A 23,769-nucleotide genomic window follows, 5' to 3' on the forward strand; every position below is an offset into this window, starting at 1 on the left:
CTGCCCGGACAGAGGCACCTGAGGACGGCTCACGGCCGGCTGGTGTCCGGCAAGCGACGACGGGCGCGTGCACGACCGCACGCACTGTTGTCAGCCTGAGAGGACGGCGATGACCGACCACACCCGCAGCGAAATATCGTTGCGAGTCAACGAGATGACCCACCGGCTGTCCGTGGACAACCGCAGGACCCTGCTCGACGCGTTGCGGGAGGACCTCGGCCTCACCGGGCCCAAGAAAGGGTGCGACCACGGGCAATGCGGCGCCTGCACGGTGCTGTGCGACGGCCGGCGGGTGGTCTCCTGCCTGACCCTCGCGGTCGCCGCCGACACCACCTCGGTCACGACCGTCGAGGGACTGGCCACCGAGGGCGAGCTGCGGCCGATCCAGGAGGCTTTCCTGCGCCTGGACGGCTTCCAGTGCGGTTTCTGCACCCCCGGACAGCTCTGCTCGGCGGTCGGGATGCTCGCCGAACACGCCGCGGGCTGGCCCAGCGCCGTCACCGCCGTCGACGCACCGGACCAGGCGCCGGAACTGGACGAAACCGAAGTGCGCGAACGGATGAGCGGCAACCTGTGCCGCTGCGGGGCGTACCCGCCGATCGTGCGCGCGGTGCTCGAGACCGCGGCACGCGAGGGTGGTGCGGCGTGAGGGAGTTCGCCTACCAGCGCGCGGCCCAGGTGCAGGACGCGCTCACCGCGGTCGCCGGCGATGCCGGCGCCCGGTACCTGGGTGGGGGCACGAATCTCGTCGACCTGATGAAGTGCGGAGTCGAGGAGCCGACCCGGCTGGTGGACGTACGGCAGCTGCCGCTCGACGGTGTCCGCGACACACCGGACGGCGGGCTGGTCATCGGTGCGACCACGACGAACAGCGACGTGGCCGCGCATCCCGAGGTGCGCCGCCGGTTCCCGGCACTGACCCAGGCCGTCCTGGCGGGCGCGTCCGGCCAGCTGCGGAACATGGCCACGGTGGGCGGCAACCTGGTGCAGCGGACCCGGTGTGGTTACTTCGCCGACCTTTCCCAGCCGTGCAACAAGCGAGTGCCCGGCAGTGGGTGCGCCGCGCTCGGGGGAGTGCACCACAACCACGCGGTACTCGGCCACTCCGAGCACTGCGTGGCGACCCATCCCTCGGACATGGCGGTGGCGCTCGCCGCGTTGGACGCGGTCGTCCGCTACGAGACGCTCGACGGCGCCGGTGAAATCCCGTTGTCACGGTTCTACCTGCCGGTCGGTGACCGGCCGGACCGCGAAACCGCGTTACCGCCCGGCGCGCTGATCACCGCCGTCGTCCTGCCGGGGTCCGCGGCGGGCCTGCGGTCGCGTTACCGCAAGGTCCGCGAGCGCGCGTCGTACGCCTTCGCGACGGTGTCCGTCGCCGCCGCGCTCGACATCCGCGATGGCGTGGTGCGCGACGTACGCATCGCGCTGGGCGGTGTGGCTTCGCGTCCCTGGCGGGCCAGTTCCGCCGAGGCTCTGCTCCGCGGCGCCCAACCCACCGCCGACCGGCTCCGGACCTGCGCCGAGGAGGCGCTGAGCGAAGCCGATCCGTTGCGTGACAACGGGTACAAGGTGACCTTGGCGCGGAACCTGATCGCGGCCACGCTCGGTGAACTCAGTGGAACGGACCAGAACCGATGAGCGCGAACCCCGCTTCCGGCGCCGTCGGCGCGCCACGCCCCCGGACCGAGGGCCGGCTCAAGGTCACCGGTGCCGCCCACTACGCCGCGGACGTGCCGATGCCGGACCTGGCCCACGGCTGGATGGTGACCGGCACCGTTTCCCGAGGCCGGATCCGCGACATCGACGCCTCGGCAGCGCTCGGTATGCCGGGCGTGCTGGGCGTACTCGACCACCGCAACGCACCCCGCCTCAACCCCGAGGCCGGCAACTACTTCGGCCCGGACGGCAGCCTCCGGCTCCTGCAGGACGAGGCGATTCCGTACGCGGGCTGGCCCCTCGCGCTGGTGGTGGCGGAAACACCCGAGCAGGCCAGCGCGGCGGCAGCGGCGCTGCGGGTGACCTGCGACGTCGAACCGCACGATCTGGACCTGCGCCTGGAACACCCGGCCGCGCGGCCGGCGTCGACCGCCTTCGGCCCGGAGGCGGACATCGGCGACCTGGACGCGGAACTGGCGGCGTCCGCCGTGGTGGTCGAGGAGCGGTACCGCACTCCCGAGGAAAGCCACTCCGCCATGGAGCCGCACGCCGCGACCGTGTGGTGGGACTCCGGCCACGTGTACGCCGAGGACTCCAACCAGGGAGCGTTCAGCGTGTCCGAGGTCCTGGCCGCGTTGTGGTCCATCGACCGGGAGCGGGTGCACGTTCGTTCCGAGCACGTCGGCGGGGGTTTCGGCGGCAAGGGCGCCTGCGGCCCGCAGGTGGTGCTCGCGTCGATGGCCGGCCGGTGGTTCGGCCGTCCGGTCCGGATCGCCATGACCCGGGCACAGGTTTTCGAGACGACCTCGTCGCGGCCTCGAACGGACCAGGTGGTGACCATCGGCGCGGACGCCGACGGCCGCCTGCGGGCCATCCACCACCGGGCGGCCTACGGCCTCTCGCCGCTTTCGGAGTACATCGAGGCGTGCACCGAGCAGGCCAAGATCCTGTACTCGGCACCGGCGATCCGCACGCGGCTCACCGCCGTGCCCCTCGACATCCTGCCGCCCGCCTCGATGCGCGGCCCCGGCGCGACGCCCGGCTCGTTCGCCCTGGAGTCGGCGATCGACGAGGTCGCCGAGCGGCTGGACCTGGACCCCCTCGAACTGCGCCTGCGCAACCAGCCCGCCGTCACGCCCGTCTCGGGAAAGCCTTTCAGCACCCGCCGCCTGGTCTCCTGCATGGGCGAGGGCGCGCGCCGGTTCGGCTGGGCGGCGCGCGACCGGCGCCCCCGCCGCCGGCGCGAGGGCCCGCTGCTGGTCGGCAGCGGCATGGCCACCACGTCGTTCAGCGCCGGGGTGTTCCCGTCGAAGGCCTCGATCACCGCGGAGACGGACGGGACGTTCACGGTGTCGATCGGGGCGAGCGACATCGGCACGGGCGCCCGGACCGCGCTGACCGCGGTCGCCGCCGACGCGCTGGGAGCCGGCACCGAGCGGATCCGCATCCGGATCGGCGACAGCGATCTCGGAATGGCTTGGGGCGCGGGCGGTTCACGCGGCACGACGTCCTGGTCCTTCGCGATCACCGAGGCCGCGAAGGAACTGCGGGAGAACCTGGACGACCCGGTCCGGCCGATGACCGTGACGGTGGACACCAGCACGAGGATCGATTTCCAGCCGGCCACGGAACGCCAGACCTACAGCGCCGTCTTCGCGGAGGTCACCGTCGACCCGGCCACCGGCGAGGTACGGGTTCGCCGGCTGCTCGGCATGTTCGCCGTGGGCCGGGTGATCAACCCGCTGCTGGCGCGCAGCCAGGTGGTCGGCGGGATGATCATGGGGCTGTCCATGGCATTGCACGAGGAAAGCGTGCGAGACCCCCGCACCGGCCGGCTGGCGAACGGCGACTTCGCCGGCTACCACATCGCCGCGCACGCCGACGTGCCCGACATCGAGGCCGGCTTCGTGCCGGACTACGAACCCCAGGACCCGTCGGGGTTCAACGGCCTCGGTGAAATCGGCACGGCAGGCACCGCGGCGGCGATCGCCAACGCCGTGTGGCACGCCACCGGCACCCGCCAGCGGACCCTTCCGATCCGCCTCGACCGCGTGCTGGAGCAGACCACTGCCGTCGCTTCGCCTTCGCTGCGATAGCGGGCGGACAACCGCGCCGAGACTGGGAACCCCCGTCGCAGCGGTCAGTTCTCGTCCACGACGCAGCGGGCCAGGCTCAGTCTCCCGGCCGGGGTCGCAGGGTTCCGGCGAAGTCGTGCGGCCTGGCTGCCCCGGCGCAGGTCGAGGGCGTCCCGAAAGAGTCATTGGGGGCTTCTGGTGTCCCGAATGAGTCATTCGCGACGTCCGGATCGCGGGCTGCCTGCTCAGGCGTCAGCCGCCGGCCGTGCGCAAGCCGGCCGTCGCTTGGTGGGACAAGTTGGCCCAGGATGATCGAGCCGGTGGTCAGGATCCTGGCCTGATGTGGATCACCGGCGTGAACGGCTCGACCTTCATCGAACCTGCGCCGTGGGCCGGCTTCTCATCCGCCGGAACTGCCGGAAGCCGATTGATGAAGCGAAAGGCCGATACTCTCGATGAACCTCGACTCCTTGACGCCGGAAGACACCACTGTGGTGCTGGTCGACTATGCGGTCGGCTTCGCGAATGTGCTGCGCTCGCGTGATTTGGGTGAGCACATCAACAACGTGGTGGGGCTGGCCAAGACCGCGAAGCTGTACGGGAGCGGCTTGGTGGTGACCAACGGGGCCGATTCGACTTCGCTGGGCGCGTGGCGTGAGGGGTACGAGGTTACGTGGTGGAGGACGCCACTGCCACGACCGGCCGCCGGGCGCACGAGATGGCGATCCAGCGCATGGTCATGTCCGGCATCGTGCCGGTGACGTGGTGGTCGTCGGCGGCGGAGTTCCAGCTGGATCCGCGGTTCGCGGATTCGCCGGTGCGTGGCCGGCTGATGGCGGCGCACCAGCCGCTCATGATGATGAGCGGCCGGACGTTTTCGCGGGTGTCGCGGAAGGACACCGCTCGGCAGGCGAGCAGCCCTGAGCCGAAAATCCCGTGGAGGTCGTGGACACCACCCGTGATTCCTGCCGGGTGGCTCGGCCCTGCTCTCTGCTCGCGGTGTCCCGGCACACCGGCGCGGTGAGGCACGTCACTTGCTTCGAATTCGAATCAAAGCTACCTTGGGTCCAGTTGCTTCAACTTCGAAGCAAAACGCAGGAGCGAAAGCGAGACCCACCGATGAAGGCAGTGCGTTTCCACGAGTACGGCGAGCCCGGCGTCCTGCGCTACGAAGACGTCGAGCGACCGGTCCCCGGGGCCGGACAGGTCCGGGTCCGCGTCGCCGCGACGTCGTTCAACCCCATCGACGCGAGTGTGCGTGCGGGCACCATGCGCGGTCCCATGCCGGTGACCCTTCCGCACACTCCCGGCCGCGATGTCGCGGGCACGGTCGACGCGCTGGGTGAGGGTGTGGACGGCCTCGAGGTCGGCGCCGCGGTCATCGGGTTCCTGCCGATGACCGACGACGGCGCTTCCGCCGAGTACATCCTCGCGCCGGCCGACGCCCTGACGCCGGCACCCACGAGCATCCCGCTGCCCGACGCCGCCGCGCTGCCACTGGTGGGCCTCACCGCCTGGCGGGCGCTCTTCGACCACGGCAAGCTCCAAGCCGGCCAGCGGGTGCTGGTCAACGGCGCCGGGGGAGCGGTCGGCGGCTACGCCGTGCAGCTGGCCAAGAACGCCGGTGCGTACGTGATCGCCACCGCCGGCCCGCGCAGTGGTGACGCGGTCAAGTCGGCCGGTGCCGACGAGATCATCGACCACACCACCACCGGAGTGGCCGCGGCGGTGACCGAGCCGGTCGACGTCGTGCTCAACCTCGCCCCGGTCGACCCGGCCGAACTCACCGCGCTGGCCGCCCTCGTCCGCGGCGGCGGTGCCGTGGTGAACACGACGGTGTGGATGCCCGCCCCCAGCGACGAAGAGCGCGGCGTGCGGGGCATCGACCTGTTCGTCCGCGGCGACGCCGAGCAGCTGTCGCAGCTGGTGTCGCTGGTGGACGGCGGGAAGCTGCGCGTCGAGATCGCCGAGCGGGTGTCGCTGGCTCAGCTGCCGGCGCTGCACGCACGGGCCGCCGAAGGCGCGGTGCACGGCAAGGTCATCGTCGTCGTCCCGCCCACTGTCTGACGCCCACCCCGTTCCGAAAGGCAGTCGTCATGTCCCTCAGCTTGGATCCCGAAATCGCCGCGGCACTGGCCCCGATGGCCGGCGCGATGGCGGACGCCCCGCCGCCGGCGGTAGGTGACATCGCGGCACGGCGTGCCATGTGGGAGCCGATCATCGGCGCCGCGGGAACGGCCCAGCCGATCCCGGCCGACGTCAAGACGCGCGAGTACTCCGCGACCGCGGACGACGGCGCGCGGATCACGATGCGCTGGTACGCCAAGGACGGCGCGACACCGGGCCCGGCCGTGCTGTTCTTCCACGGCGGCGGGTACATCTTCGGCCACATCGACCTGTTCGACGGGCCGGTCAGCCGCTACGTCTCCGCCAGCGGCGTGCCGATGCTGTCGGTCGAGTACCGCCGCGCCCCCGAGCACCCTTATCCCACCCCGCTCGAAGACGCCTACGCCGCGCTGGGCTGGCTGCACGAGCACGCCGCCGAACTGGGCGTCGACCCCGAGCGCATCGGCGTGATGGGCGACAGCGCCGGGGGAGGCATGGCGGCCGCACTGACCATCCTGACCCGCGAACGCGGCGGCCCGAAGATCGCGCGCCAGATCCTGCTCATGCCGATGCTCGACGACCGCACCACCACCCCCGACCCGCACATCACGCCTTACGTGCTGTGGTCTTACGACGACAGCCGCACCGCGTGGCCCGCCCTGCTCGGCGACACCGCCGGCGGCCCCGACGTCCCCGCCACGGCCGCGCCGGCCCGCCTCGAAGACGCGACCGGCCTGCCCCCGGCCTACATCGAGGTCGGCCAGCTCGACGTCTTCCGCGACGAAGACACCGCCTACGCCACCAAGCTCAGCCGCGCCGGCGTGCCGGTGGAATTCCACCTGCACCCCGGCGCACCCCACGAGTTCGATTCCATCGCCTTCGGCTCCGACGTCGCCCGGCGCGCCCTCGCCGACCGGGTGCGGGTCCTCAAGTCGATCTGAGCCGCACCCGGACATCGTTTCCCCGCGCACCACGCAACGAAAGCTTGAAATCATGGCACTCCAGTTCGATCCCGAAGTAGCCGACGTCCTGGCCCGGATGGGCGGGACCGAGGCGTTCCAGCCTCCGCGCGACGACGTCGAAGGCCGCCGCGCCTTCTGGGAGCCGATCCTCGCCGCCTCCAGCGGCGCCCAGCCCTTCCCCGAAGACGTCAAGACGAGCGACAGGTACGTCTCCGCCGGCGGGGTGCCCATGCTGTCGGTCGAATACCGCCGCGCCCCCGAACATCCCTTCCCCGTCCCCATCGAGGATGGTTACGCGGCGCTGAACTGGCTGCACGAGCACGCCGCGGAGCTCGGCGTCGACGCGGACCGGATCGGCGTCATGGGCGACAGCGCCGGCGGCGGCATGGCCGCGGCCGTGTCGATCCTCGCGCGAGAACGCGGCGGGCCGCGGATCGCCCGCCAGCTCCTCGTCATGCCGATGCCCGACGACCGCACCGGCGCTCCCGACCCCCACCTCGCGCCCTTCGTCTACAACCACGGCGACCTCGTCGCCGGATGGCGAGCTTTCCTCGGCGACGCGGTCGGGACCCCCGGGGTGCCGCCGACGGCCGCCCCGGCGTGCCGCACGAGTTCGACTCCATCGCCTTCACCGCCGGCGTCGCCCGGCGCGCGGTCGCCGATCGGGTCAGAGTGCTCAAGTCGATCTGAATCGACGCCGTTCACCCGAGCAAGCTGCCACAAGAAGGAGTTCTCATGAGCGACAAGAAGATCATCGCGGTGCTGGGTGCCACGGGCGCCCAGGGAGGTGGCCTCGTCCGGGCCATCCTGGACGATCCCGGCGGTCCGTTCGCCGCCCGGGCGGTCACCAGGAACGCGGGCTCGGCGAAGGCCCGTGCGCTGGCCGAGCGTGGCGCCGAGGTGGTGGAAGCGACCCTGGACGACGAGGAGTCCCTGCGCAAGGCGTTCGAGGGCGCGCACGGCGCCTTCGTGGTGACCAACTTCTGGGAGTCCATGTCCGCCGACGTCGAACTGGCCCAGGCCGCGACAGCCGCCCGTGCCGCGAAGGCGGCCGGAGTGGCGCACGTCGTCTGGTCGACCCTGGAAGACACCCGCGAGGTCATTCCCGTGTCCGAGCAGCGGGTCCCGGTACTGCAGGACCGCTACACCGTCCCGCACTTCGACGCCAAGGCCGAGGCGGACGCGTTCTTCCGCGACGCGGGTGTGCCGACAACCTACCTGCGAAGCACCTTCTACTGGGAGGGATTCACCCAGGGCACCGGTCCGGCGCGGGGGGCGGACGGCCGGCTCGTGCTCACCTTGCCGATCGGGGAGTCCCGGCTGTCGGGCATCGCGGCGGAGGACATCGGCCGCACCGCCTACGGAGTGTTCGCCGCCGGCGACGAGTACGTGGGCAAGACCGTGAGCATCGCGGGTGAACACCTGACCGGCGCCCAGTACGCCGCCGCGTTCGCCGACGCACTGGGCGAACCGGTCGACTACCGGCCGCTCACGCACGATCAGTTCCGCTCGCTCGGACTGCCCGCCGGTGACGAGTTCGGCAACATGTTCCAGTTCTACGTCGAAGGCGAGCGCGACTTCGTCGGTGCTCGCGACCTGGACCTGGTCCGGTCGCTCAACCCGCGCCTGCAGACCTTCCGCAGCTGGCTGAACGAGCACATCGAGGCGGTCAAGCCGGCCTGACCGCCGTCGCGCAGCCCCGGATGCGGCCAAGGGGCGGCACAACGGCGGGAGGTCGAGACTTGTCCGGCGGTTTGTCTACTTTGCGCACACGTTACTGTTGTATGATGTGTCATATATCACGCTGAACCGTCAGCCCTTCGCGTCTCTGTGCACGTCGGTGGACCCAGCCCGCCCAGGCCTTTGGAGACCCAGTGGAATTCGATCGTCGTACGGCGCTGTCGATCAGCACAGTGGGCGCCGCCACCGCAGGACTGTCCGCGCTGGGGGTCTCTTCGGCGGGCGAAGCGAGTGCGGCGCTCGCCGGTCCGGCGACCGAGACCATGCTCCTCACCGGCTGCGACGCCGACCACACCGTCGACTGGGACTTCCAGGTCACGGCCGGCCGGCGCGCGGGGGAGTGGAGCCGCATCCCGACGCCGTCGAACTGGGAGTGCCACGGCTTCGGCAGTTACCACTACGGCGGAGACCTCGTCCCGGCGGAGAAGGGAAACTACCGGCACCGGTTCACCCCGCCGGCGTCCTGGGCGGGCCGGCGGATCTTCCTGGTTTTCGAGGCCGCGATGACCGACGCCGAAGTGCGCGTCAACGGTGTCTCGGCGGGACCGGTGCACCAGGGCGGCTTCTACCGCTTCCGCTACGACGTGACCGCTCTGCTCCGGCTCGGTGAGCCGAACCTGCTCGAGGCGACCGTCAGCAAGGAGTCGGCGGACAACTCGGTGAACGACGCCGAGCGCCGGGGCGACTTCTGGAACTTCGGCGGGCTCTTCCGGCCGGTGTCGCTGCAGGCGTTCCCGGCCGCCCGGATCGACCGCGTCGCGCTCGACGCCCGCGCGGACGGGACCTTCACCGCCCACGTCACGCTCGCCGGGGTGACCGCCGCGGGCCGGGTGGTCGCCCAGTTGCGCCGACTCGACGGTACGGCTGTCGGCGGCCCCTTCTCGGTCGCGGTGGCGAGCGGAGCCACCGGTGCGACCCTGACCACCACCGCGTCCCAGCCGGCGCTGTGGACGGCCGAGACACCGAACCTCCACCAGGTCGAGCTGACGCTCGCGAGCGCCACCGGCGTGCCGCTGCACAGCGTCGTCGAGCGCTTCGGGTTCCGCACGGTCGAGGTCCGGGCCGGTGACGGCGTCTACGTCAACGGGAAGCGGATCGTCCTCAAAGGAGCGAACCGGCACACCTTCTGGCCGACCTCCGGCCGGGCGTCGAGTCCCCGGCTCGCCCGGCTGGACATCGGGCTGATGAAGGATATGAACATGAACGCCGTCCGGATGTCGCACTACCCGCCGGACGCGTTCTTCCTCGACCTCTGCGACGAGCTCGGCCTCTACGTCCTGGACGAGCTGACCGGCTGGCAGCGCCGTTACGACGAAGGTGTCGGCGCCCCGTTGGTCAAGGCCCTGGTGGAGCGCGACGTCAACCACCCGTCGATCCTGTTCTGGGACAACGGGAACGAAGGCGGCTGGAACACCGCGCTGGACGACGACTTCGGCCAGTGCGACCCGCAGCGGCGGGCGGTACTGCACCCGTGGACGACGTTCAGCGGTGTCGACACCAGTCACTACCAGACCTACAACAGCACCGCGAGCAAGGCCGCCGGCGGCACGGTCTTCCTGCCGACCGAGTTCCTGCACGGCCTCTACGACGGCGGCGCCGGGGCCGGCCTGAACGACTACTGGAAGCTCATGGGCGGGTCACAGCGTTCGGCGGGCGGGTTCCTCTGGGCGCTCGTCGACGAAAGCGTCGTGCGTGACGACCGTGGCGGGGTCCTCGACACCAACGGCAGCCGCGCTCCCGACGGCATCCTCGGCCCGTACCGCGAGAAGGAAGGCAGCTTCTTCACGATCAAGGACATCTGGTCGCCCGTCCAGCTGGCCAATCCGTCTTACTACGACTCGGTTTTCCCCGCTTCGTTCGACAAGACGGTGAAGCTCGTCAACCGGTACGACTTCACGAACCTCCGGACGTGCCGGTTCGGCTGGCAGCTGCTGGCGTTTCCCGCGCCCGGCGCGGGACCCGGTCACCGGATCCTCGCCCAAGGCCAGGCGGAGGCGCCGGACGTCGCGCCGGGAGCCACCGGCGCGCTGGCGCTCGGCCTGCCCGCCGACTGGACCGCCGCCGACGCGCTGCAGCTCAGCGTCACCGACCCGACCGGCCGGACCATCACCGGGTGGACGTGGCGCATCCGCAAGGCGCCGGACTACGCCGCCCTCTTGGTCCGCCCGGCGACCACGGGGAGCGTCACCGCGGCCGAGACCGCCGGTGACGTGACGCTCATCGCCGGGGCCACCAGGATCACCATCAGCAAGTCCAGCGGGCGGCTGAGCGGCGTGCGCCGCGGCAGCACGCCGGTGTCGCTGGCCAACGGTCCCGCCCCGGCCGGGGGAGCGGCCACGCTCACCGCGTTCAGCCACTTCCGCGACGGCACCGGCTGGGTCGCCCAGGCGGACTACAGCGGCGATTTGACGTCGGTGCGCTGGCGGCTGGACGCCAACGGCTGGCTGCGGCTGGAGTACCGCTACCGGGCCACCGGCGACCACGACCACCTCGGCGTGAACTTCGACTACCCCGAGGCCGACGTGCGAGGCCTCACCTGGCTCGGGGACGGGCCGTACCGCGTCTACAAGAACCGGCTGCGCGGTGTGCAGCCCGACGTCTGGCGCAAGCCGTACAACGACACCGCGACCGGGGCGAGCGGGTTCGTGTACCCGGAGTTCAAGGGCTACCACGCCCGGACCTGCTGGGCCGTGCTCGAGACCACCGAAGGCGCGGTCACGGTGGTCGCCGCGGAAGAGGGCTTGTTCCTGCGGCTGTTCACCCCGGCTGTAGGACCCGACCCGCAGAACGCCGTGGTGACCTACCCGGCCGGCGGCATCTCTTTCCTCGACGGCATCGCGCCGATCGGAAACAAGTTCCACGGCGTCGCGTCGCTGGGGCCCGAGAGCCGCCCGAACGCCGCCGCCGGCGACTACCACCGCACGGTGTACTTCCGTTTCGACGCGTGAGGTATCCCGAGCCGACCACAGTGAAAGGCCGACAGAATGGTTCCCTCGAACGTCCGCCGCCTGCGCCTCGGTGTCCTGGCCGCGGTGATCGCCACCGTCGCCGCCGCGGCGCTGGTGGCCGTGCCCGGCGCGGCGGCGGCCGCCGGCTCGACCGTGGTCGGCGTGGCGTCCGGGCGGTGTCTGGACGTCGTCGGCAACAGCACCGCCGCGAAGGCGCGCGTCAACATCTACGACTGCAACGGGCAGGCCAACCAGGCGTGGACGTTCACGCCGGCGGGCGAGCTGCGGGTGTACGACCCCGCGATGTGCCTCGACGTCGCCGGTGCGAGCACCACCGCACCCGCCGACGCGCAGATCTACCCCTGCAACGGCGGCGCCAACCAGAAGTGGCGGATCACCGCCGACGGCGCCATCATCGGTGTGCAGTCGGGCCTCTGCTTGGACGTCACCGCGGCGGGCACCGCCAACAGCACCCTGGTCGGGTTGTGGACTTGCACCGGGGGAGGCAACCAGAAGTGGCGGACCACGCTCGGTGCCGACACCCAGCCCCCGAGCGTGCCGGGCAACCCCCGGGTGAGCGACCTGGTCTGCGACGCCGTCACGTTCTCGTGGAACGCGTCCACCGACAACGTGGGCGTGGCGTTCTACGACGTCTACCACGACGGCCAGTCGATGAAGTCGGTCAGCGGGAGCACTCTGTCGACGAGCCTCACGGTCGTCGCCGGCGCGACCTGGGGCCTGTACGTCAACGCGCGTGATGCCGCGGGCAATGTGTCGCAGGCCAGCACGACGGTTTCGATCACGCCGCCGCAGTGCCAGCCGGACGACCAGGCGCCGAGCGCGCCCACGAAGCTGACCGGCGCCGCGTCCGGCACGACGGTGACGTTGAACTGGACCGCGGCCACGGACAACATCGGCGTCCGGGCCTACGACGTCTACCGGGGCGGCGCCAAGGTCGGTGCCGTCACCGGGACCGCCACCGCGCCGCCCGCGACGACCTTCGTCGACAGTGGCTTGGCGGCGAACACGAGCTACCAGTACTACGTCGTGGCTCGGGACGCGCAGGCGAACGTGTCGCCGCACAGTGCGACCACGACCGTGACCACCGGCGCAGCCTGTGGCGACTCCGTGTGCGCGGTGACGCAGATCGCCACCGACACCGACATCCCGTGGGGCCTGGTGACCCTGCCCGACGGCACGATTCTCTACACGCGGCGCGACGCCCACGACATCGTCCACCTGAACCCCGCCACCGGGGCGAAAACGTCGGTGGGCACGGTCCCCGGCGTGGACAACACCGACGGTGAGGGCGGGCTGCTCGGCCTCGCCATCTCGTCCGGCTTCGCCGGTGACCACTGGCTCTACATCATGCACACCTCGCCGACCGACAACCGGATCGTGCGGATCAAGCTGGAGGACGACCGGCTCAGCACGGCCACGGAACAAGTTCTGGTCAGCGGGTTGCTGCGCAACAAGTACCACAACGGCGGCCGGCTGCGCTTCGGTCCCGACGGCAAGCTCTACGCCACCACCGGTGACGCCCAGAACGGTAACAACGCGCAGAACACGGCCGGCCTCAACGGAAAGATCCTGCGCCTCAACGCGGACGGCACCGTGCCTGCGGACAACCCCTTCGGCAACTACGTGTGGAGCTACGGCCACCGCAACCCGCAGGGACTCGCGTTCGACTCCCAGGGACGGTTGTGGGAACAGGAGTTCGGCGACGGGATCATGGACGAGACCAACCTGATCACCAAGGGCGGCAACTACGGCTGGCCGGCGTGTGAAGGCACTTCCGGAACGTGCGGCACCGCCGGCTTCATCGCCCCGAAGCACACCTACCCCACCTCGGAGGGGTCCTGCTCCGGCATCGCCATCGTCCGCGACGTGCTCTACGTCGCCTGCGAACGCGGGACGCGGATGTACCGGGAAGTGATCAGCGGCAGCGACCTGACAGGAGTCCAGGCGTACTTCAACGGCACCTACGGGCGGTTGCGCACCGTGGAGCCGGCCCCGGACGGCGGCCTGTGGCTGACCACCACCAACACCGGCGACAAGGACAGCACTCCCGACAACAGCAACGAGAAGGTCTTCCACGTCGCACTGGGTGGGGGACAGTCCTAGACCGACAACGAAGCCGACTCGTCAGGGCGTCGCTGAAACGCGGCCGGTCACCACGGATCGTTTCGCTGCGGCTATGTTCGCTTCTTGCCGGACTTGGTGTGTAGCCCGTCCAGTACGAGGGTGATGACACCGTCGGCTTCGGTGCGCCACCCGGGGCGGTCGTGGGCCGCGCCGATGCCGTGCAGCGCCATCATCACGGCACCGGCGTCCACGTCGTCGCGGACGGTGCCCTCCTGTACGGCGGCGGCCACCAGGTCGGTGACCGCTTGTTCCAGCGCCCGGCTGCCCTCGGCGAGAGCACCCGAGCGGTCGGCCCACAGCGTGGCCAGCGTCCGGGCCAGGCCCTGATGGGCGGCTATGTGGTCGACCATGTCGCGCAGGAAGGTCGCCAAGGCCTCCGCCGCGGGCAGCGTGGCCTGTAGCCGGCGGGCGCGGTCGCACAGCGCGGCGACTTCCCCGTGGTAGACCGCCTCGGCCAGCGCTTCCCGGGTGGGGAAGTGGCGGTACAGCGTGCCCGTGCCCACCCCGGCCAGCCGGGCGAAGTCATCGAAGCGCAGGTCGAAGAAACCGCCGGCGTCGAAGACCTCCCGGGCCTTGGCGAGCAGGGCGTCACGCTTGCGCTGGGCGTCGGCCCGCAGCGGCTTGTCGGCGGTCATGCGTTCCCTCGCGTTGACAAATGGAGATGACCTCCATATTCTTCCAGAAGTGGAGATGATCTCCATATCAATCGTACCCCACGAGGTGCCCTGTGAAGATCCTGATGTTCGGCCGAGGCGTGATCGCCACCGTCTACGGCTGGGCCCTGCACCACGCGGGACACGACGTCGAGTTCTACGTCCGGCCGGGCCGCGCGGCGACGTACGGCGACGCGGTGGACCTCGACCTGCTCGATACGCGGCGCCGGGTGTGGGGGCAGCGCGTCGTCGAGAAGTGGCCGGTGCGCTACCGCGAGGAGCTGAAGCCGGACCACGACTTCGACCTGATCGTGCTCAGCGTGCCGCACCACCGCCTCCCCGAGGCGACGGCCTTCCTGGCCCCGCGGGTCGGCCAGGCCACCGTGCTGGTCTTCGGCAACGTCTGGACCGAGCCGCAGGACGCGATCGGCGACCTCCCCGCCGACCGGGTCGCCTGGGGCTTTCCCCAGGCCGGTGGCGGTTTCGACGCGGACGGTGTGCTCCGTGCGGGGCTGCTGCCGTCGGTCGTCTTCGGCACCCTCGGCCGGCCCCCGGCCGACCGGGAGCGGGCCGTGCGCCAGGCGTTTCGCGAGGCCGGGTTCCGGCTCAAGGAGCGGCCCGACTTCCGCGGCTGGCTGTGGGTCCATTTCGTGTCGGACGCCGGCCTGTTTTCGCAGGGCCTGAAGCGGGGTTCCCTGTCCGAGCTGGTCGGGGCCAGGGGCGACCTGCGCGAGGGGCTGCTGGCCGGCCGGGAGCTGCTGCCGCTCCTCCAGGCGCGCGGCGTCGACCTGCGACGGCACCGGGGCGGTGTGCTGCCGTTCCGGGCGCCCACCTGGCTGACGGCCCCCGCGCTCGCCTGGCTGACCGCTCATGTCGCGCTCGCGCGGGTGAGTCTCGCCGCGCACTCCGACCCCGACGCCGAGGAACCACGTGAGGTCTGCCGGGACACCCTGGCCGAAGCACGACGGCTGGGTATCCCGGTACCGCGGCTGGAAGCGGCGGAACCGTATTTCGCCCGTGAGCGGAAGGAAAAGTCATGACCACCGCCGAGAAACACGAGTTCCCCATGGCCCGCACGTGCCCGTTCGCGCCGCCGCCGGCGTACGAAGAGATTCGCGAAGGAGAGCCGGTCTCGCGGGTGCGCCTGCCCGACGGCGGGCAGGCCTGGGTGGTCAGCCGCCACGAAGATGTGCGAACCGTGCTGAATGACCGGCGGTTCAGCGCCGACCGGCAGCATCCGGACTTCCCGGCGCTGGTCGAGGGCGAGGCGGCGTCCCGGCGGCCGGACGAGGAGCGCATGCTGATCGCAATGGACGCGCCCGAGCACGGGCCGGCGCGCAAAGCCGTGCTCGGCGAGTTCACGGTGCGCCGGCTGGAGGCGCTGCGGCCGCGGATCCAGGAGATCGTCGACCGGCGGATCGACGCGCTGCTGGCCGGCCCGAAGCCCGGCGACCTGGTGGAGGCGCTGTCGCTGCCGGTTCCGTCGTTGGTGATCTGCGAGATGCTGGGTGTGCCCTACGCCGACCATGAGTTCTTCCAGGAGCACACGGTCAAGGTGATCAAGCAGTCGACACCGCCCGAGGAGCGGTGGGCGGCCATGGCAGCCATCCAGGGCTACATGGCCGATCTCATTCAGCAGAAGGAAAAGAATCCGCCGGACGACCTGCTCGGGCGGCAGATCGTCAAGCTGCGCGCGGACGGCACCTACCGGCGGGCGGCACTGGCCGGCATGGGCTTGCTGCTGCTCGTGGCCGGCCACGAGACGACGGCGAACATGATTTCGCTGTCGACTGTGGCGTTCCTGCGCAACCCGGAGCAGCTCGCGATGATCAAGGCCGACCCGGGCACCACACTGAACGCGGTCGAGGAAATGCTGCGGTACTTCACGATCATCGACGTGGCGACGGCCCGGCTGTGCGTCGAAGACATCGAGGTCGGCGGTCAGCTGATCCGCGCCGGCGAAGGCGTGCTGGCGCTCGGTTATTCGGCCAACCGGGACCCGCGGGCGTTCGAGAACCCGGACGAGCTCGACATCGAGCGCGGCGCGCGCCACCACCTCGCGTTCGGGTTCGGGCCGCACCAGTGCCTCGGCCAGAACCTGGCCCGGATGGAACTGCAGATCGTGTTCGACACGCTGTTCCGCCGCGTCCCCACGTTGGAGCTCGCGGTGGATGTCGACGAGCTGCCGTTCAAGGACGACGCGAACATCTATGGCCTCTACCAGCTCCCGGTGACCTGGTAGCGGACGAACTGTCGAAGACCGCGAACCCAGGGGCCGCCCGGCCGGTGCCCGGAAACGGCCGGGGCCACCGGTGGCACTCGAGTGCGCAGCGTCGCGTTCTCGCACCACCGATTCACCCGGGCGATGTACGCCGCGCGGCCGCGGCCGCCTGCCACGCATGCCCTGCCGGCTGAACTCCGGAACACCGCCCGGGCATGTCAGGATGCCTTGATGTCACCTCGCCCGCGTGCCGTCGATCCGGTCCGGCTTGCCCGGTGGTGCGGGCAGCAGCTGGGCAGCCCGCCGGCGGAGGAGATGTTCAGCTCCGGGTTCCTGTCTGCCGTCATCGGGCTGCGGCTGGCCGACGGCCGAGAGGTCGTGGTCAAGGTACGTCCGGACTCGCCGCGGATCGCGGCCTGCGTCGAAGTCCAGCGCCGCCTGTTCCAGGCCGGCTATCCCTGCCCCCGGCCGCTCACCGGCGCCGTGCCTTTCGGTGGCGACGTCGCCACCGCGGAGGCCTACGTCCCCGGCGGTGCGCTGCTCCCGAGTGCGGAGCACGCGGCCGAGGCCTTCGCCGAGGCGTTCGCGCGGCTGATCCGGCTGGCCCCTCGGCCGGCCGAGGTGCCCACGCTCGATCCGGCGCCGTCGTGGGCAGCCTGGAACCACGCCGGGGACGGGTTGTGGCCGTGCCCGGAGGAAGACCCTGATGTCGACCTCGACGAGGTGGCCGGGCCGGCGTGGATCGACGATGCCGGGCGCCGTGCCCGGAACCGGCTGCGAGACAACGGCTCCCCAGCGGTGCTCGGCCACTGCGACTGGCTTGCCGGCAACCTGCGCTGGAGCGGGGAAGCGCTGCTGGTGGTGCATGACTGGGACAGCGTGATCGCTGAGAGCGAAGCCGTCTTGGTCGGCTTCGCCGCCGCGCTGCATTCGACCGTCAGCGTGGACGAACTGGCCACCGTCGAGGACACGGAGCGGTTCCTCGACGCGTATTGCCGGGCGCGGGGCCGGGAGTTCGGCGCCGGCGAGCTCCGGCGGTCGTGGGCGGCGGGCGTCTGGACCAGGGCCTACGACGCCAAGTACCAGCACGCGGCCGGGCGGCCCATCACCTCACTGACGGAGGATGAGGCTCGCGAGCGGCTCCGTCGTGCGGCGTCGCCGCGGTGCTGCTGAAGACGTCGGCGTCCCACCGTACCCGGGGCGGAGCGGAGCCGGCCGCCGCTCACGCACAGCGTCCGCCGCGACGTCACCCGATCCACAGTGCGAGCGGCTCCGAATCCCGTTCCGGCATGGATTCCTCACAGCGGCGAGAGGTGGGAAACGATGAGCCACGGACGGGAACTGGTGGACGAGCGGGACGCGGCCCGCCGGGTCGACGAGGTCACCAGCGCGCTGGAGCAGCTGACCGCGGCGCTGGACGAGGACGAGCGGCTGCCGGTGATCCTGCAGCGCGTGTGCCGGCAGGTCGCGCACGCGGTGCCCGACACCGAGCTGGCCAGCATCACGCTGCTGCGCGAGGGCGCCCCCTACACCGTCGCGGCCACCGGCGACGGGGCCGCGCTGCGCAGCGCCCGCCGCTACACCGCCGCCCAGGAGACCATCGAGCAACTGCGCACGGCCCTGTCTTCCCGCGCGGTGATCGACCAGGCCAAAGGCATCCTCATGGCGCTGCACCGCATCTCCGCCGACGACGCGTTCGGGCGGCTGGTCGAGCAGTCCCAGAACACCAACCTCAAGCTGCGTGACGTTGCCGAGCAGTTCGTCACCGACGTGCTCGACAACCCGGGCTGAGCTCCCCGATCGGGCGAACGCGATCACTTTTCGCCGGTCGAAAAGCGTCTGTGGGCTAACGCGTGACGAACACCGAGCGACGAAGACACCAGGGGATCCCGGCGTGGCCCCCGAGGGAAGAGGAACCGGACGGATGAACATGGTGACCGAACCGCCGGGCGAGCGCGACCCCGTGACGCCCGGCCGCCCCGGCTCCGAGGTGGTCACCGTCCGGGCCGGGGCGGAGCTTCCCGATGCGCGCGTCGCGACGGAGACCTTCGCGCCCGCCTGGGACGCGCCTGCCGGTGCCGAGATCGTCATCGACCTGTCGGCCGTGACCTACCTGCCGCTGGAAGCCGTCGTTCCGCTGGTGACCCTGGCCCACCACCGCGAGGCTCGGGGCGGCGCGGTGCGGATCATCACCTCACCGCAGGCCCACCGGAAGCTCACGCTGCTCGGGCTGCACGCCGTGCTCACGCTCCACCCCGTCGGCTGAAGACACCACCCGTATGGACACTTCGCGGCTCAGGTCGCGGTGCGCCCACCGTCCACGTCGAGGATGGCGCCTTGCACGAAACTCGCCTCGCCGCCGGCGAGGTAGGTGATGGCGGCGGCGATCTCTTCGGCCGCCGCCGGCCGTCCGGCCGGTGCCGCGGCGGCCATGCGGTCGAGTCCCGGCCCGAAGCTCCGGGTCCCTTCGGTTCGGGTGGGGCCCGGGCTGACCGCGTTGACCCGCACGCCGTCCGGCCCGAACTCGGCGGCCCAGGCTTTGGTCAGCAGGGCCAAGGCGGCCTTGCTGGAGCCGTACACGGCGAAGCCGGGCATCCCGAAACGGGCGGCCATGCTCAGCACGTTGACGATGGTCCCGTGGCCGCGGGCGGCCATGGCGGGTGCCAGTCCGGCCACCAGGAGCAGCGGTGCCCGGACGTTCACCGCGTAGACGGAGTGCAAGTCGTCGTCGTGGACGTCGGCCGTCGGTGCCGGGGGCGGATAGACGGCGGCGTTGTTGACGAGGACGTCGACGTGTCCGCCGCCGAGGTCGGCGGCTTGGCGGGCCAGGGCGCGCACCGAACCGGCGTCGCCGAGGTCGGTGGCGAGGAAGTCGGCCTTGCCGCCCGCACGGCGGATCGCGGAGACGACCGCGTCGCCTCGGGCGGTGTTCCGCCCGCCGACGATCACATGGGCGCCACGTCCGGCGAGCGAGACCGCCACCGCCCGGCCGATCCCGCTGGTGGCGCCGGTGACGAGGGCCGTGGAACCCGGCAGGTCGGTAGTCACTCGAAGAAGTCCTTTCGGTGGTGCACGGGAAAGTTCAGGCTCGGTCGTGGACGGTGATGGCATAGCCGTCGGGGTCGGTGAAGGTGAACGTTCGCCCGAACGGGCCGTCGAAAGGCGCCACCGTGATCGGGACGCCGCCGCCGGCCAGCCGGTCGTGCAGCGCTTGCGGGTCGTCGGCGCCCAGCCACAGGACGACCCCGGCACCGGGATGGGGGGTGACGGCGTCGAGGTCGACGCCGGGCAGCGCCTCGCGGACGGCGAACGCGGGCGTCGTGGCGAAGACGACGGCGTGCGCAGGAGCGCCCGGCACCCGCTGCAGCCCGAGCTGGGATGCGTAGAAGTCCGCGGCGCGGCCGAGGTCGCGAACCTGCAGGCCGATGAAGTCGGGGCCACTGACGGTCATGCCATCTCCTCCGAGAGTGTGTCAACATGCTGACACGCCCATCTTGTGTCAGCATGTTGACATGAGTCAAGAGCAGATTCTTCAGCCGGTCGACGAGTCGGTCGGGTACATGCTGAAGAAGGCGTCCACCGCGCTGCGCTCGGCGATGGATCAGGCGCTGCGGCCGCTGGACCTGACAGTGCCGCAGTACGCGTGCCTCGAGGTGCTGCGACAGCGGCCGGGGCTGTCCGGAGCAGAGCTGGCCCGGGCGGTCTTCGTCTCCCGTCAGTCGATGAACCTGGTGCTGAAGGGCCTGGAAGACCGCGGATTGCTGACGCGGCCGCCCGTGTCCGGCCACGGCAAAGCCTTGCCGACGGAGCTGACCTCCGTCGGCCGGGAACGGTTGCTGGCCGCGAGTCAGGTGCTCGGCGTCGTGGAGCACAAGATGCTCGCGGCGTTGGCGCCGGCCGCCCGGCGTCGGCTGTGCGCGGACCTCGCGTCCATCGCGGCCGCACTGGGCGACGAGGCTGGGCCAGGCGGAAGCTAGCGGCTACGGCAGAGCGTCAATCTCGAGAGACGCTCTTCACGCGTCAGGTCAACCGGGGGTCTCGCGGATCCGCAGGCGGCTGGGGTGGCCGGAACGAAGGCGGGTCACAGCTTCTTGAGCCGCCGCCGGTTGACCGTCAGGACCTCGTCCGACAGGTCCGGGGCCGCGTCGGCGATCGCCCGGGAGAGGAGCAGTGCGCCGACCATCTGGCTGAACAGCGCCACCGCGCGCTCGCGGGCTTCGGCGGGCGTGAGTTCGGTGCCGGACTGGCGGGCGCGGTCGAGCAGCATGTCGGTGATGGTGGCGAAGTAGCCGTCGAGCCCGCGCCGGTATTCGGCCTGGGCGGCGGCGCCGTGGCGGCCGGCGTCGGAGACGAGGGCGGCCGAGGCGCAGCCGATCTCGGGGTGGTCGCGGTGCTCGGCGTTGACGTACTCGTCGATCATGTCGTGCAAGGCCGCGCGCGCCGAGCGGGGATGCGCTTCGCGGATGGCGTCGAGCGTCGCGAGCGAGTCGGTGAAGCCCTGGTGGAGGACTTCGAGAGCGAGGTCGTCCTTCGAGGCGAAGTGGTTGTAGAACCCGCCGTGCGTCATGCCGGCCGACTTCATCAGCTCCTCGATGCCGATGCCGTCGATGCCGCGCAGCCGGAATCCCGCGCCGGCCGCGTTGACGATCTTCTCGTGGTTGAGCCGCTTCTGCTCCTGCGTGATGCGGGGCACGTCGACCACCTCCCTGGCGAGCTCGCTACCGATGATACTCATCATCAAACCGAGTGTCCACGGAGGAGCCCGGCTTGACAGTTAATGATGACGACTGCAATCATAAATTATGATGATGAACGTCATCGAAGACTGAGGGGACGGTCATGGACTTCGGAACCATCGGCGCCGGGACGGTCGCGCAGGCGATCGCGGGCCACCTCGTGACGGCCGGCCACCAGGTGACGCTCGCCAACAGCCGCGGCCCGGACACACTGCTCGACGTCGTGACCCGGCTGGGGCCGCTCGCGAGCGCGGGCACCCCCGCGGAAGCGGCCGCCGCCGACATGGTCTTCCTCGCCGTGAGGTGGCCGCAGGTCGGCGACGCGCTGGCCGGGCTGCCCGAGTGGGACGGCCGCATCCTGGTCGACACCACCAACACCTTCGCCGACCTCGAGGCCGGGACGGCGAGCGAGCTCGTCGCCGACCGCGCGCCGGGCGCGCGCGTGGTCAAGGCCTTCAACACCCTCCACGCCCCGTACATCGCCGCCGATCCCCGGCACGCGGAAGGACGGCAGCTGCTGTTCCACGCCGGTGACGACAAGGCCGCCAAGGCGGATTTCCACGCCGTCGCCGACGCCCTCGGATTCGCGCCGGTCGACGCCGGGACGCTGCGCGAGGGCGGCCGCCTGATGCAGGTCGGCGGCCCGCTCTCGGCACTGCACGCCCTGAAGCAGGACTGAAGCCATGAAAGCCTTGGCCTATGAGAAGGCACACGCGCTCGACGCGTTCGCCATCGAGCTGACCGAAGTCGCCGAACCCCGGCTGCGCGACGGTGACCTGCTGGTCGAAGTCCGGGCGATCGGCATCAACCCGGGCGAAGCCGCGATCCGGCGGACGCGCAGCGCCGAACCCGGCGGGCGGGTCGTCCTCGGCTGGGAGTTCGCCGGGGTCGTCGCCGCGGCCGGGCCCGCGGCCACCGGATTCGCGGCCGGGGACCGGGTGCTGGGTACCGGCGACTTCACCCGCGACGGCAGCTGGGCCGAGCGCGTCGCGGTCGACCACCGGGTGGTCGCCAAGATCCCGGACCGGCTCGCGTTCACCGACGCCGCGTCGCTGCCCATCGGTGTCCTCACGGCCTGGGAATCGCTGTTTCGCGACCAGGACGCGCTGCTGCCCGGTGTCGGCCGCGTGCTCGTCGTCGGTGGAGCCGGCGGCGTCGGGTCGATGGCCACGCAACTGCTCAAGGCCACGACCCCGGCCTTCGTGATCAGCACGGCCTCGCGGCCCGAGTCGCGGGAGTGGGCGACGGCGATGGGTGCCGACCTGGTCGTCGACCACCGCGGCGACCTGGCCGGGCAGCTCCGCACGGCGGGGATCGACCACGTCGACCTGGTGTTCTCGACCTCGGGCACCAGCGGCCACCTGGGGGCGATCGTCGAGGTGCTGCGCCCTTTCGGTCACCTGGCCGCCATCGACCTCACCGGCTCCTTCGACCCGGGGGCCTTGACGGGCAAGTCGCTGTCGCTGCACAGCGAAATGGTGTTCAGCAAGATCGTGGCCGGCGGTGACGCCGGCAGCCAGGGCCGGATCCTCGCCCGGGCGGTGGACGACGTCGCGGCGGGCCGGCTGCGCCCGATCGTCACCACCACGCTCGAGGGGTTGACCGCCGAGACCATGAAGACGGCGCACACCCTTGCCGAAAGCGGCCGGACCATCGGGAAGACCGTGATCCGGGTAGCCGGCTGAAGCCGGTGAACGCGTTACTCGACGAAAGGAATTCCCTGACATGACAACGGATCTGCTCGACGGTGAGTACGTCCCCAGTGCCGACGCGACGACCCGCGGTCAGGTCGAGCTCTACGAGCGCACCGACGGCCGCGAAGGCGCGACGATGGGGGGTGGCCCGGTGGTGGTGGTGACCATGCGTGGCGCCCGTTCGGGCAAGCTGCGCAAGGTCGCCCTGATGCGCATCGAGCGTGACGGCGTCTACGCCATCGGCGCGGCGGCCGGCGGCCAGGCTCGCAACCCGAGCTGGTTCCACAACCTCGTGGCGAACCCGACGGTGCAGCTGCAGGACGGCCCCGACCGCCGGCTGATGACCGCCCGGGTGGCCGAAGGCGCGGAGCGCGAGAAGTGGCTGGCCTACACCGAAGAGCTCTACCCGTTTTTCGCCGGCCTTCGCGCCCGCGCGATCGAGGCCGGCAACCGCGAGGTGCCGCTGATCCTGCTCGAACCCACCGAGGGCTGACTCGCCACGGGCGCCCGGGCTCGCGCCAGGGTGCCGGCAAAGTCGGTCGCCGGTCGCCTCCGCGATGCAGTGAACGACTCTTTCATGGCGCTGGACGACAGGAATGAGTCATTCACTGCATCGCTGCCGCCTGATCGCACCCTTCGAACGGCGTACTGGCGTCGCCAGATCCCCGAGCCGCCCAGGCGGACCTGACTTCGCCGGGATCCCGGGGCTCGCACCCGGGCGCCCGGCCGCCCGCCGGGAATCGCTTTCACGGAATCCATTCGTTCTCTTTTCGTGCTGGCCGGGAGAAGTGAAACTTTCATTTCCGGCTGGACGTCCTTCGGAAATTTGT

The 23,769-nt window shown here is 71.0% G+C and carries 23 protein-coding genes; 18 read left to right on the forward strand and 5 right to left on the reverse strand.

Features of this window, described 5'->3' with window-relative positions:
* Window positions 1–109 precede the first annotated feature (109 nt).
* Genes AB0M83_RS06915 through AB0M83_RS06925 form a run of 3 tightly spaced genes read left to right on the forward strand, consistent with a single transcriptional unit; the run spans window position 110 to window position 3,755 of the window.
* A complete protein-coding gene (locus tag AB0M83_RS06915) occupies window positions 110–649 on the forward strand; it encodes a 2Fe-2S iron-sulfur cluster-binding protein (RefSeq protein ID WP_364513596.1) in 540 nt (179 codons plus the stop codon).
* On the forward strand, window positions 646–1,641 hold the full coding sequence (locus tag AB0M83_RS06920; RefSeq protein ID WP_364513598.1) for a xanthine dehydrogenase family protein subunit M: 996 nt from the start codon (window positions 646–648) through the stop codon (window positions 1,639–1,641). Before AB0M83_RS06915 ends, AB0M83_RS06920 begins: the two co-directional genes overlap by 4 nt.
* Window positions 1,638–3,755 (forward strand): xanthine dehydrogenase family protein molybdopterin-binding subunit, encoded by a 2,118-nt coding sequence (locus AB0M83_RS06925; RefSeq protein ID WP_364513601.1) that lies wholly within the window; start codon window positions 1,638–1,640, stop codon window positions 3,753–3,755. The genes AB0M83_RS06920 and AB0M83_RS06925 overlap by 4 nt, the downstream gene beginning before the upstream one ends.
* A 648-nt stretch (window positions 3,756–4,403) precedes the next feature.
* Here the strand turns inward: AB0M83_RS06925 and AB0M83_RS06930 are convergent.
* Window positions 4,404–4,634 (reverse strand): hypothetical protein, encoded by a 231-nt coding sequence (locus AB0M83_RS06930; RefSeq protein WP_364513604.1) that lies wholly within the window; start codon window positions 4,632–4,634, stop codon window positions 4,404–4,406.
* A gap of 219 nt (window positions 4,635–4,853) precedes the next feature.
* On the opposite strand from AB0M83_RS06930, the gene AB0M83_RS06935 reads away from it, so the two are divergent.
* From AB0M83_RS06935 to AB0M83_RS06960, 6 genes are all read left to right on the forward strand, one after another.
* Entirely contained in the window at window positions 4,854–5,801 is a 948-nt protein-coding gene (locus AB0M83_RS06935; RefSeq protein ID WP_364513607.1) for an NADP-dependent oxidoreductase, read from the forward strand.
* 29 nt (window positions 5,802–5,830) lie between these two features.
* Window positions 5,831–6,781: an alpha/beta hydrolase gene (locus AB0M83_RS06940; protein ID WP_364513610.1), complete on the forward strand. Its 951-nt coding sequence runs from the start codon at window positions 5,831–5,833 to the stop codon at window positions 6,779–6,781.
* 52 nt (window positions 6,782–6,833) lie between these two features.
* A complete protein-coding gene (locus AB0M83_RS06945) occupies window positions 6,834–7,541 on the forward strand; it encodes an alpha/beta hydrolase fold domain-containing protein (protein WP_364513613.1) in 708 nt (235 codons plus the stop codon).
* Window positions 7,538–8,485 (forward strand): NmrA/HSCARG family protein, encoded by a 948-nt coding sequence (locus AB0M83_RS06950; protein ID WP_364513617.1) that lies wholly within the window; start codon window positions 7,538–7,540, stop codon window positions 8,483–8,485. The genes AB0M83_RS06945 and AB0M83_RS06950 overlap by 4 nt, the downstream gene beginning before the upstream one ends.
* 191 nt (window positions 8,486–8,676) lie before the next feature.
* The gene (locus AB0M83_RS06955) at window positions 8,677–11,490 is read left to right on the forward strand and encodes a glycoside hydrolase family 2 TIM barrel-domain containing protein (protein ID WP_364513620.1); all 2,814 of its coding nucleotides are present in this window, start codon (window positions 8,677–8,679) and stop codon (window positions 11,488–11,490) included.
* 36 nt (window positions 11,491–11,526) lie between these two features.
* Window positions 11,527–13,614, forward strand: a complete 2,088-nt coding sequence (locus AB0M83_RS06960; RefSeq protein ID WP_364513623.1) for a PQQ-dependent sugar dehydrogenase — start codon at window positions 11,527–11,529, stop codon at window positions 13,612–13,614.
* A gap of 71 nt (window positions 13,615–13,685) precedes the next feature.
* On the opposite strand, the gene AB0M83_RS06965 is transcribed toward AB0M83_RS06960, so the two are convergent.
* A complete protein-coding gene (locus AB0M83_RS06965; protein ID WP_364513626.1) occupies window positions 13,686–14,270 on the reverse strand; it encodes a TetR/AcrR family transcriptional regulator in 585 nt (194 codons plus the stop codon).
* Between the two features lie 92 nt (window positions 14,271–14,362).
* On the opposite strand from AB0M83_RS06965, the gene AB0M83_RS06970 reads away from it, so the two are divergent.
* The 5 genes from AB0M83_RS06970 to AB0M83_RS06990 all read left to right on the forward strand — a co-directional run bounded on the left by AB0M83_RS06970 (window position 14,363) and on the right by AB0M83_RS06990 (window position 18,775).
* The gene (locus AB0M83_RS06970) at window positions 14,363–15,328 is read left to right on the forward strand and encodes a 2-dehydropantoate 2-reductase N-terminal domain-containing protein (RefSeq protein WP_364513629.1); all 966 of its coding nucleotides are present in this window, start codon (window positions 14,363–14,365) and stop codon (window positions 15,326–15,328) included.
* Window positions 15,325–16,530, forward strand: coding sequence for a cytochrome P450 (locus AB0M83_RS06975; RefSeq protein WP_364513632.1), 1,206 nt, complete (start codon window positions 15,325–15,327; stop codon window positions 16,528–16,530). Before AB0M83_RS06970 ends, AB0M83_RS06975 begins: the two co-directional genes overlap by 4 nt.
* A gap of 210 nt (window positions 16,531–16,740) precedes the next feature.
* A complete protein-coding gene (locus tag AB0M83_RS06980) occupies window positions 16,741–17,682 on the forward strand; it encodes a phosphotransferase (RefSeq protein WP_364513634.1) in 942 nt (313 codons plus the stop codon).
* Between the two features lie 150 nt (window positions 17,683–17,832).
* Window positions 17,833–18,300 carry an ANTAR domain-containing protein gene (locus tag AB0M83_RS06985; protein WP_364513637.1) on the forward strand — a complete coding sequence of 156 codons (468 nt, stop codon included), beginning with the start codon at window positions 17,833–17,835 and terminating at the stop codon, window positions 18,298–18,300.
* A gap of 133 nt (window positions 18,301–18,433) precedes the next feature.
* A complete protein-coding gene (locus AB0M83_RS06990) occupies window positions 18,434–18,775 on the forward strand; it encodes an anti-sigma factor antagonist (RefSeq protein WP_364513640.1) in 342 nt (113 codons plus the stop codon).
* Between the two features lie 29 nt (window positions 18,776–18,804).
* Here the strand turns inward: AB0M83_RS06990 and AB0M83_RS06995 are convergent, their stop codons facing one another.
* Window positions 18,805–19,557, reverse strand: coding sequence for an SDR family oxidoreductase (locus tag AB0M83_RS06995; protein ID WP_364513643.1), 753 nt, complete (start codon window positions 19,555–19,557; stop codon window positions 18,805–18,807).
* 34 nt (window positions 19,558–19,591) lie between these two features.
* Window positions 19,592–19,960, reverse strand: a complete 369-nt coding sequence (locus AB0M83_RS07000) for a VOC family protein (RefSeq protein WP_364513646.1) — start codon at window positions 19,958–19,960, stop codon at window positions 19,592–19,594.
* A 61-nt stretch (window positions 19,961–20,021) separates the two neighbouring features.
* Between AB0M83_RS07000 and AB0M83_RS07005 the strand changes: the two genes are divergently transcribed.
* A complete protein-coding gene (locus AB0M83_RS07005; protein ID WP_364513649.1) occupies window positions 20,022–20,486 on the forward strand; it encodes a MarR family transcriptional regulator in 465 nt (154 codons plus the stop codon).
* Between the two features lie 104 nt (window positions 20,487–20,590).
* Here the strand turns inward: AB0M83_RS07005 and AB0M83_RS07010 are convergent, their stop codons facing one another.
* Window positions 20,591–21,247, reverse strand: coding sequence for a TetR/AcrR family transcriptional regulator (locus AB0M83_RS07010; protein ID WP_364513652.1), 657 nt, complete (start codon window positions 21,245–21,247; stop codon window positions 20,591–20,593).
* A 101-nt stretch (window positions 21,248–21,348) separates the two neighbouring features.
* On the opposite strand from AB0M83_RS07010, the gene AB0M83_RS07015 reads away from it, so the two are divergent.
* Genes AB0M83_RS07015 through AB0M83_RS07025 form a run of 3 tightly spaced genes read left to right on the forward strand, consistent with a single transcriptional unit; the run spans window position 21,349 to window position 23,432 of the window.
* On the forward strand, window positions 21,349–21,924 hold the full coding sequence (locus tag AB0M83_RS07015; RefSeq protein ID WP_364513654.1) for an NAD(P)-binding domain-containing protein: 576 nt from the start codon (window positions 21,349–21,351) through the stop codon (window positions 21,922–21,924).
* Between the two features lie 4 nt (window positions 21,925–21,928).
* Window positions 21,929–22,930 carry a zinc-binding alcohol dehydrogenase family protein gene (locus AB0M83_RS07020; RefSeq protein ID WP_364513656.1) on the forward strand — a complete coding sequence of 334 codons (1,002 nt, stop codon included), beginning with the start codon at window positions 21,929–21,931 and terminating at the stop codon, window positions 22,928–22,930.
* 40 nt (window positions 22,931–22,970) lie between these two features.
* Window positions 22,971–23,432 carry a nitroreductase/quinone reductase family protein gene (locus AB0M83_RS07025; RefSeq protein WP_364513659.1) on the forward strand — a complete coding sequence of 154 codons (462 nt, stop codon included), beginning with the start codon at window positions 22,971–22,973 and terminating at the stop codon, window positions 23,430–23,432.
* The last annotated feature ends 337 nt before the right edge of the window (window positions 23,433–23,769 follow it).

Source organism: Amycolatopsis sp. NPDC051106 (genome assembly GCF_040682775.1).
GTDB lineage: Bacteria > Actinomycetota > Actinomycetes > Mycobacteriales > Pseudonocardiaceae > Amycolatopsis.

Excerpts from the sequence above, each read along its gene's own strand:
- AB0M83_RS06915 (WP_364513596.1), top strand. The coding sequence starts at position 110 with ATGACCGACCACACCCGCAGCGAAATATCGTTGCGAGTCAACGAGATG.
- AB0M83_RS06925 (WP_364513601.1), top strand. The coding sequence starts at position 1,638 with ATGAGCGCGAACCCCGCTTCCGGCGCCGTCGGCGCGCCACGCCCCCGG.
- AB0M83_RS06935 (WP_364513607.1), top strand. The coding sequence starts at position 4,854 with ATGAAGGCAGTGCGTTTCCACGAGTACGGCGAGCCCGGCGTCCTGCGC.
- AB0M83_RS06940 (WP_364513610.1), top strand. The coding sequence starts at position 5,831 with ATGTCCCTCAGCTTGGATCCCGAAATCGCCGCGGCACTGGCCCCGATG.
- AB0M83_RS06945 (WP_364513613.1), top strand. The coding sequence starts at position 6,834 with ATGGCACTCCAGTTCGATCCCGAAGTAGCCGACGTCCTGGCCCGGATG.
- AB0M83_RS06950 (WP_364513617.1), top strand. The coding sequence starts at position 7,538 with ATGAGCGACAAGAAGATCATCGCGGTGCTGGGTGCCACGGGCGCCCAG.
- AB0M83_RS06960 (WP_364513623.1), top strand. The coding sequence starts at position 11,527 with ATGGTTCCCTCGAACGTCCGCCGCCTGCGCCTCGGTGTCCTGGCCGCG.
- AB0M83_RS06965 (WP_364513626.1), bottom strand. The coding sequence starts at position 14,270 with ATGACCGCCGACAAGCCGCTGCGGGCCGACGCCCAGCGCAAGCGTGAC.
- AB0M83_RS06975 (WP_364513632.1), top strand. The coding sequence starts at position 15,325 with ATGACCACCGCCGAGAAACACGAGTTCCCCATGGCCCGCACGTGCCCG.
- AB0M83_RS06980 (WP_364513634.1), top strand. The coding sequence starts at position 16,741 with ATGTCACCTCGCCCGCGTGCCGTCGATCCGGTCCGGCTTGCCCGGTGG.
- AB0M83_RS06985 (WP_364513637.1), top strand. The coding sequence starts at position 17,833 with ATGAGCCACGGACGGGAACTGGTGGACGAGCGGGACGCGGCCCGCCGG.
- AB0M83_RS06990 (WP_364513640.1), top strand. The coding sequence starts at position 18,434 with ATGAACATGGTGACCGAACCGCCGGGCGAGCGCGACCCCGTGACGCCC.
- AB0M83_RS07000 (WP_364513646.1), bottom strand. The coding sequence starts at position 19,960 with ATGACCGTCAGTGGCCCCGACTTCATCGGCCTGCAGGTTCGCGACCTC.
- AB0M83_RS07005 (WP_364513649.1), top strand. The coding sequence starts at position 20,022 with ATGAGTCAAGAGCAGATTCTTCAGCCGGTCGACGAGTCGGTCGGGTAC.
- AB0M83_RS07010 (WP_364513652.1), bottom strand. The coding sequence starts at position 21,247 with ATGATGAGTATCATCGGTAGCGAGCTCGCCAGGGAGGTGGTCGACGTG.
- AB0M83_RS07015 (WP_364513654.1), top strand. The coding sequence starts at position 21,349 with ATGGACTTCGGAACCATCGGCGCCGGGACGGTCGCGCAGGCGATCGCG.
- AB0M83_RS07020 (WP_364513656.1), top strand. The coding sequence starts at position 21,929 with ATGAAAGCCTTGGCCTATGAGAAGGCACACGCGCTCGACGCGTTCGCC.
- AB0M83_RS07025 (WP_364513659.1), top strand. The coding sequence starts at position 22,971 with ATGACAACGGATCTGCTCGACGGTGAGTACGTCCCCAGTGCCGACGCG.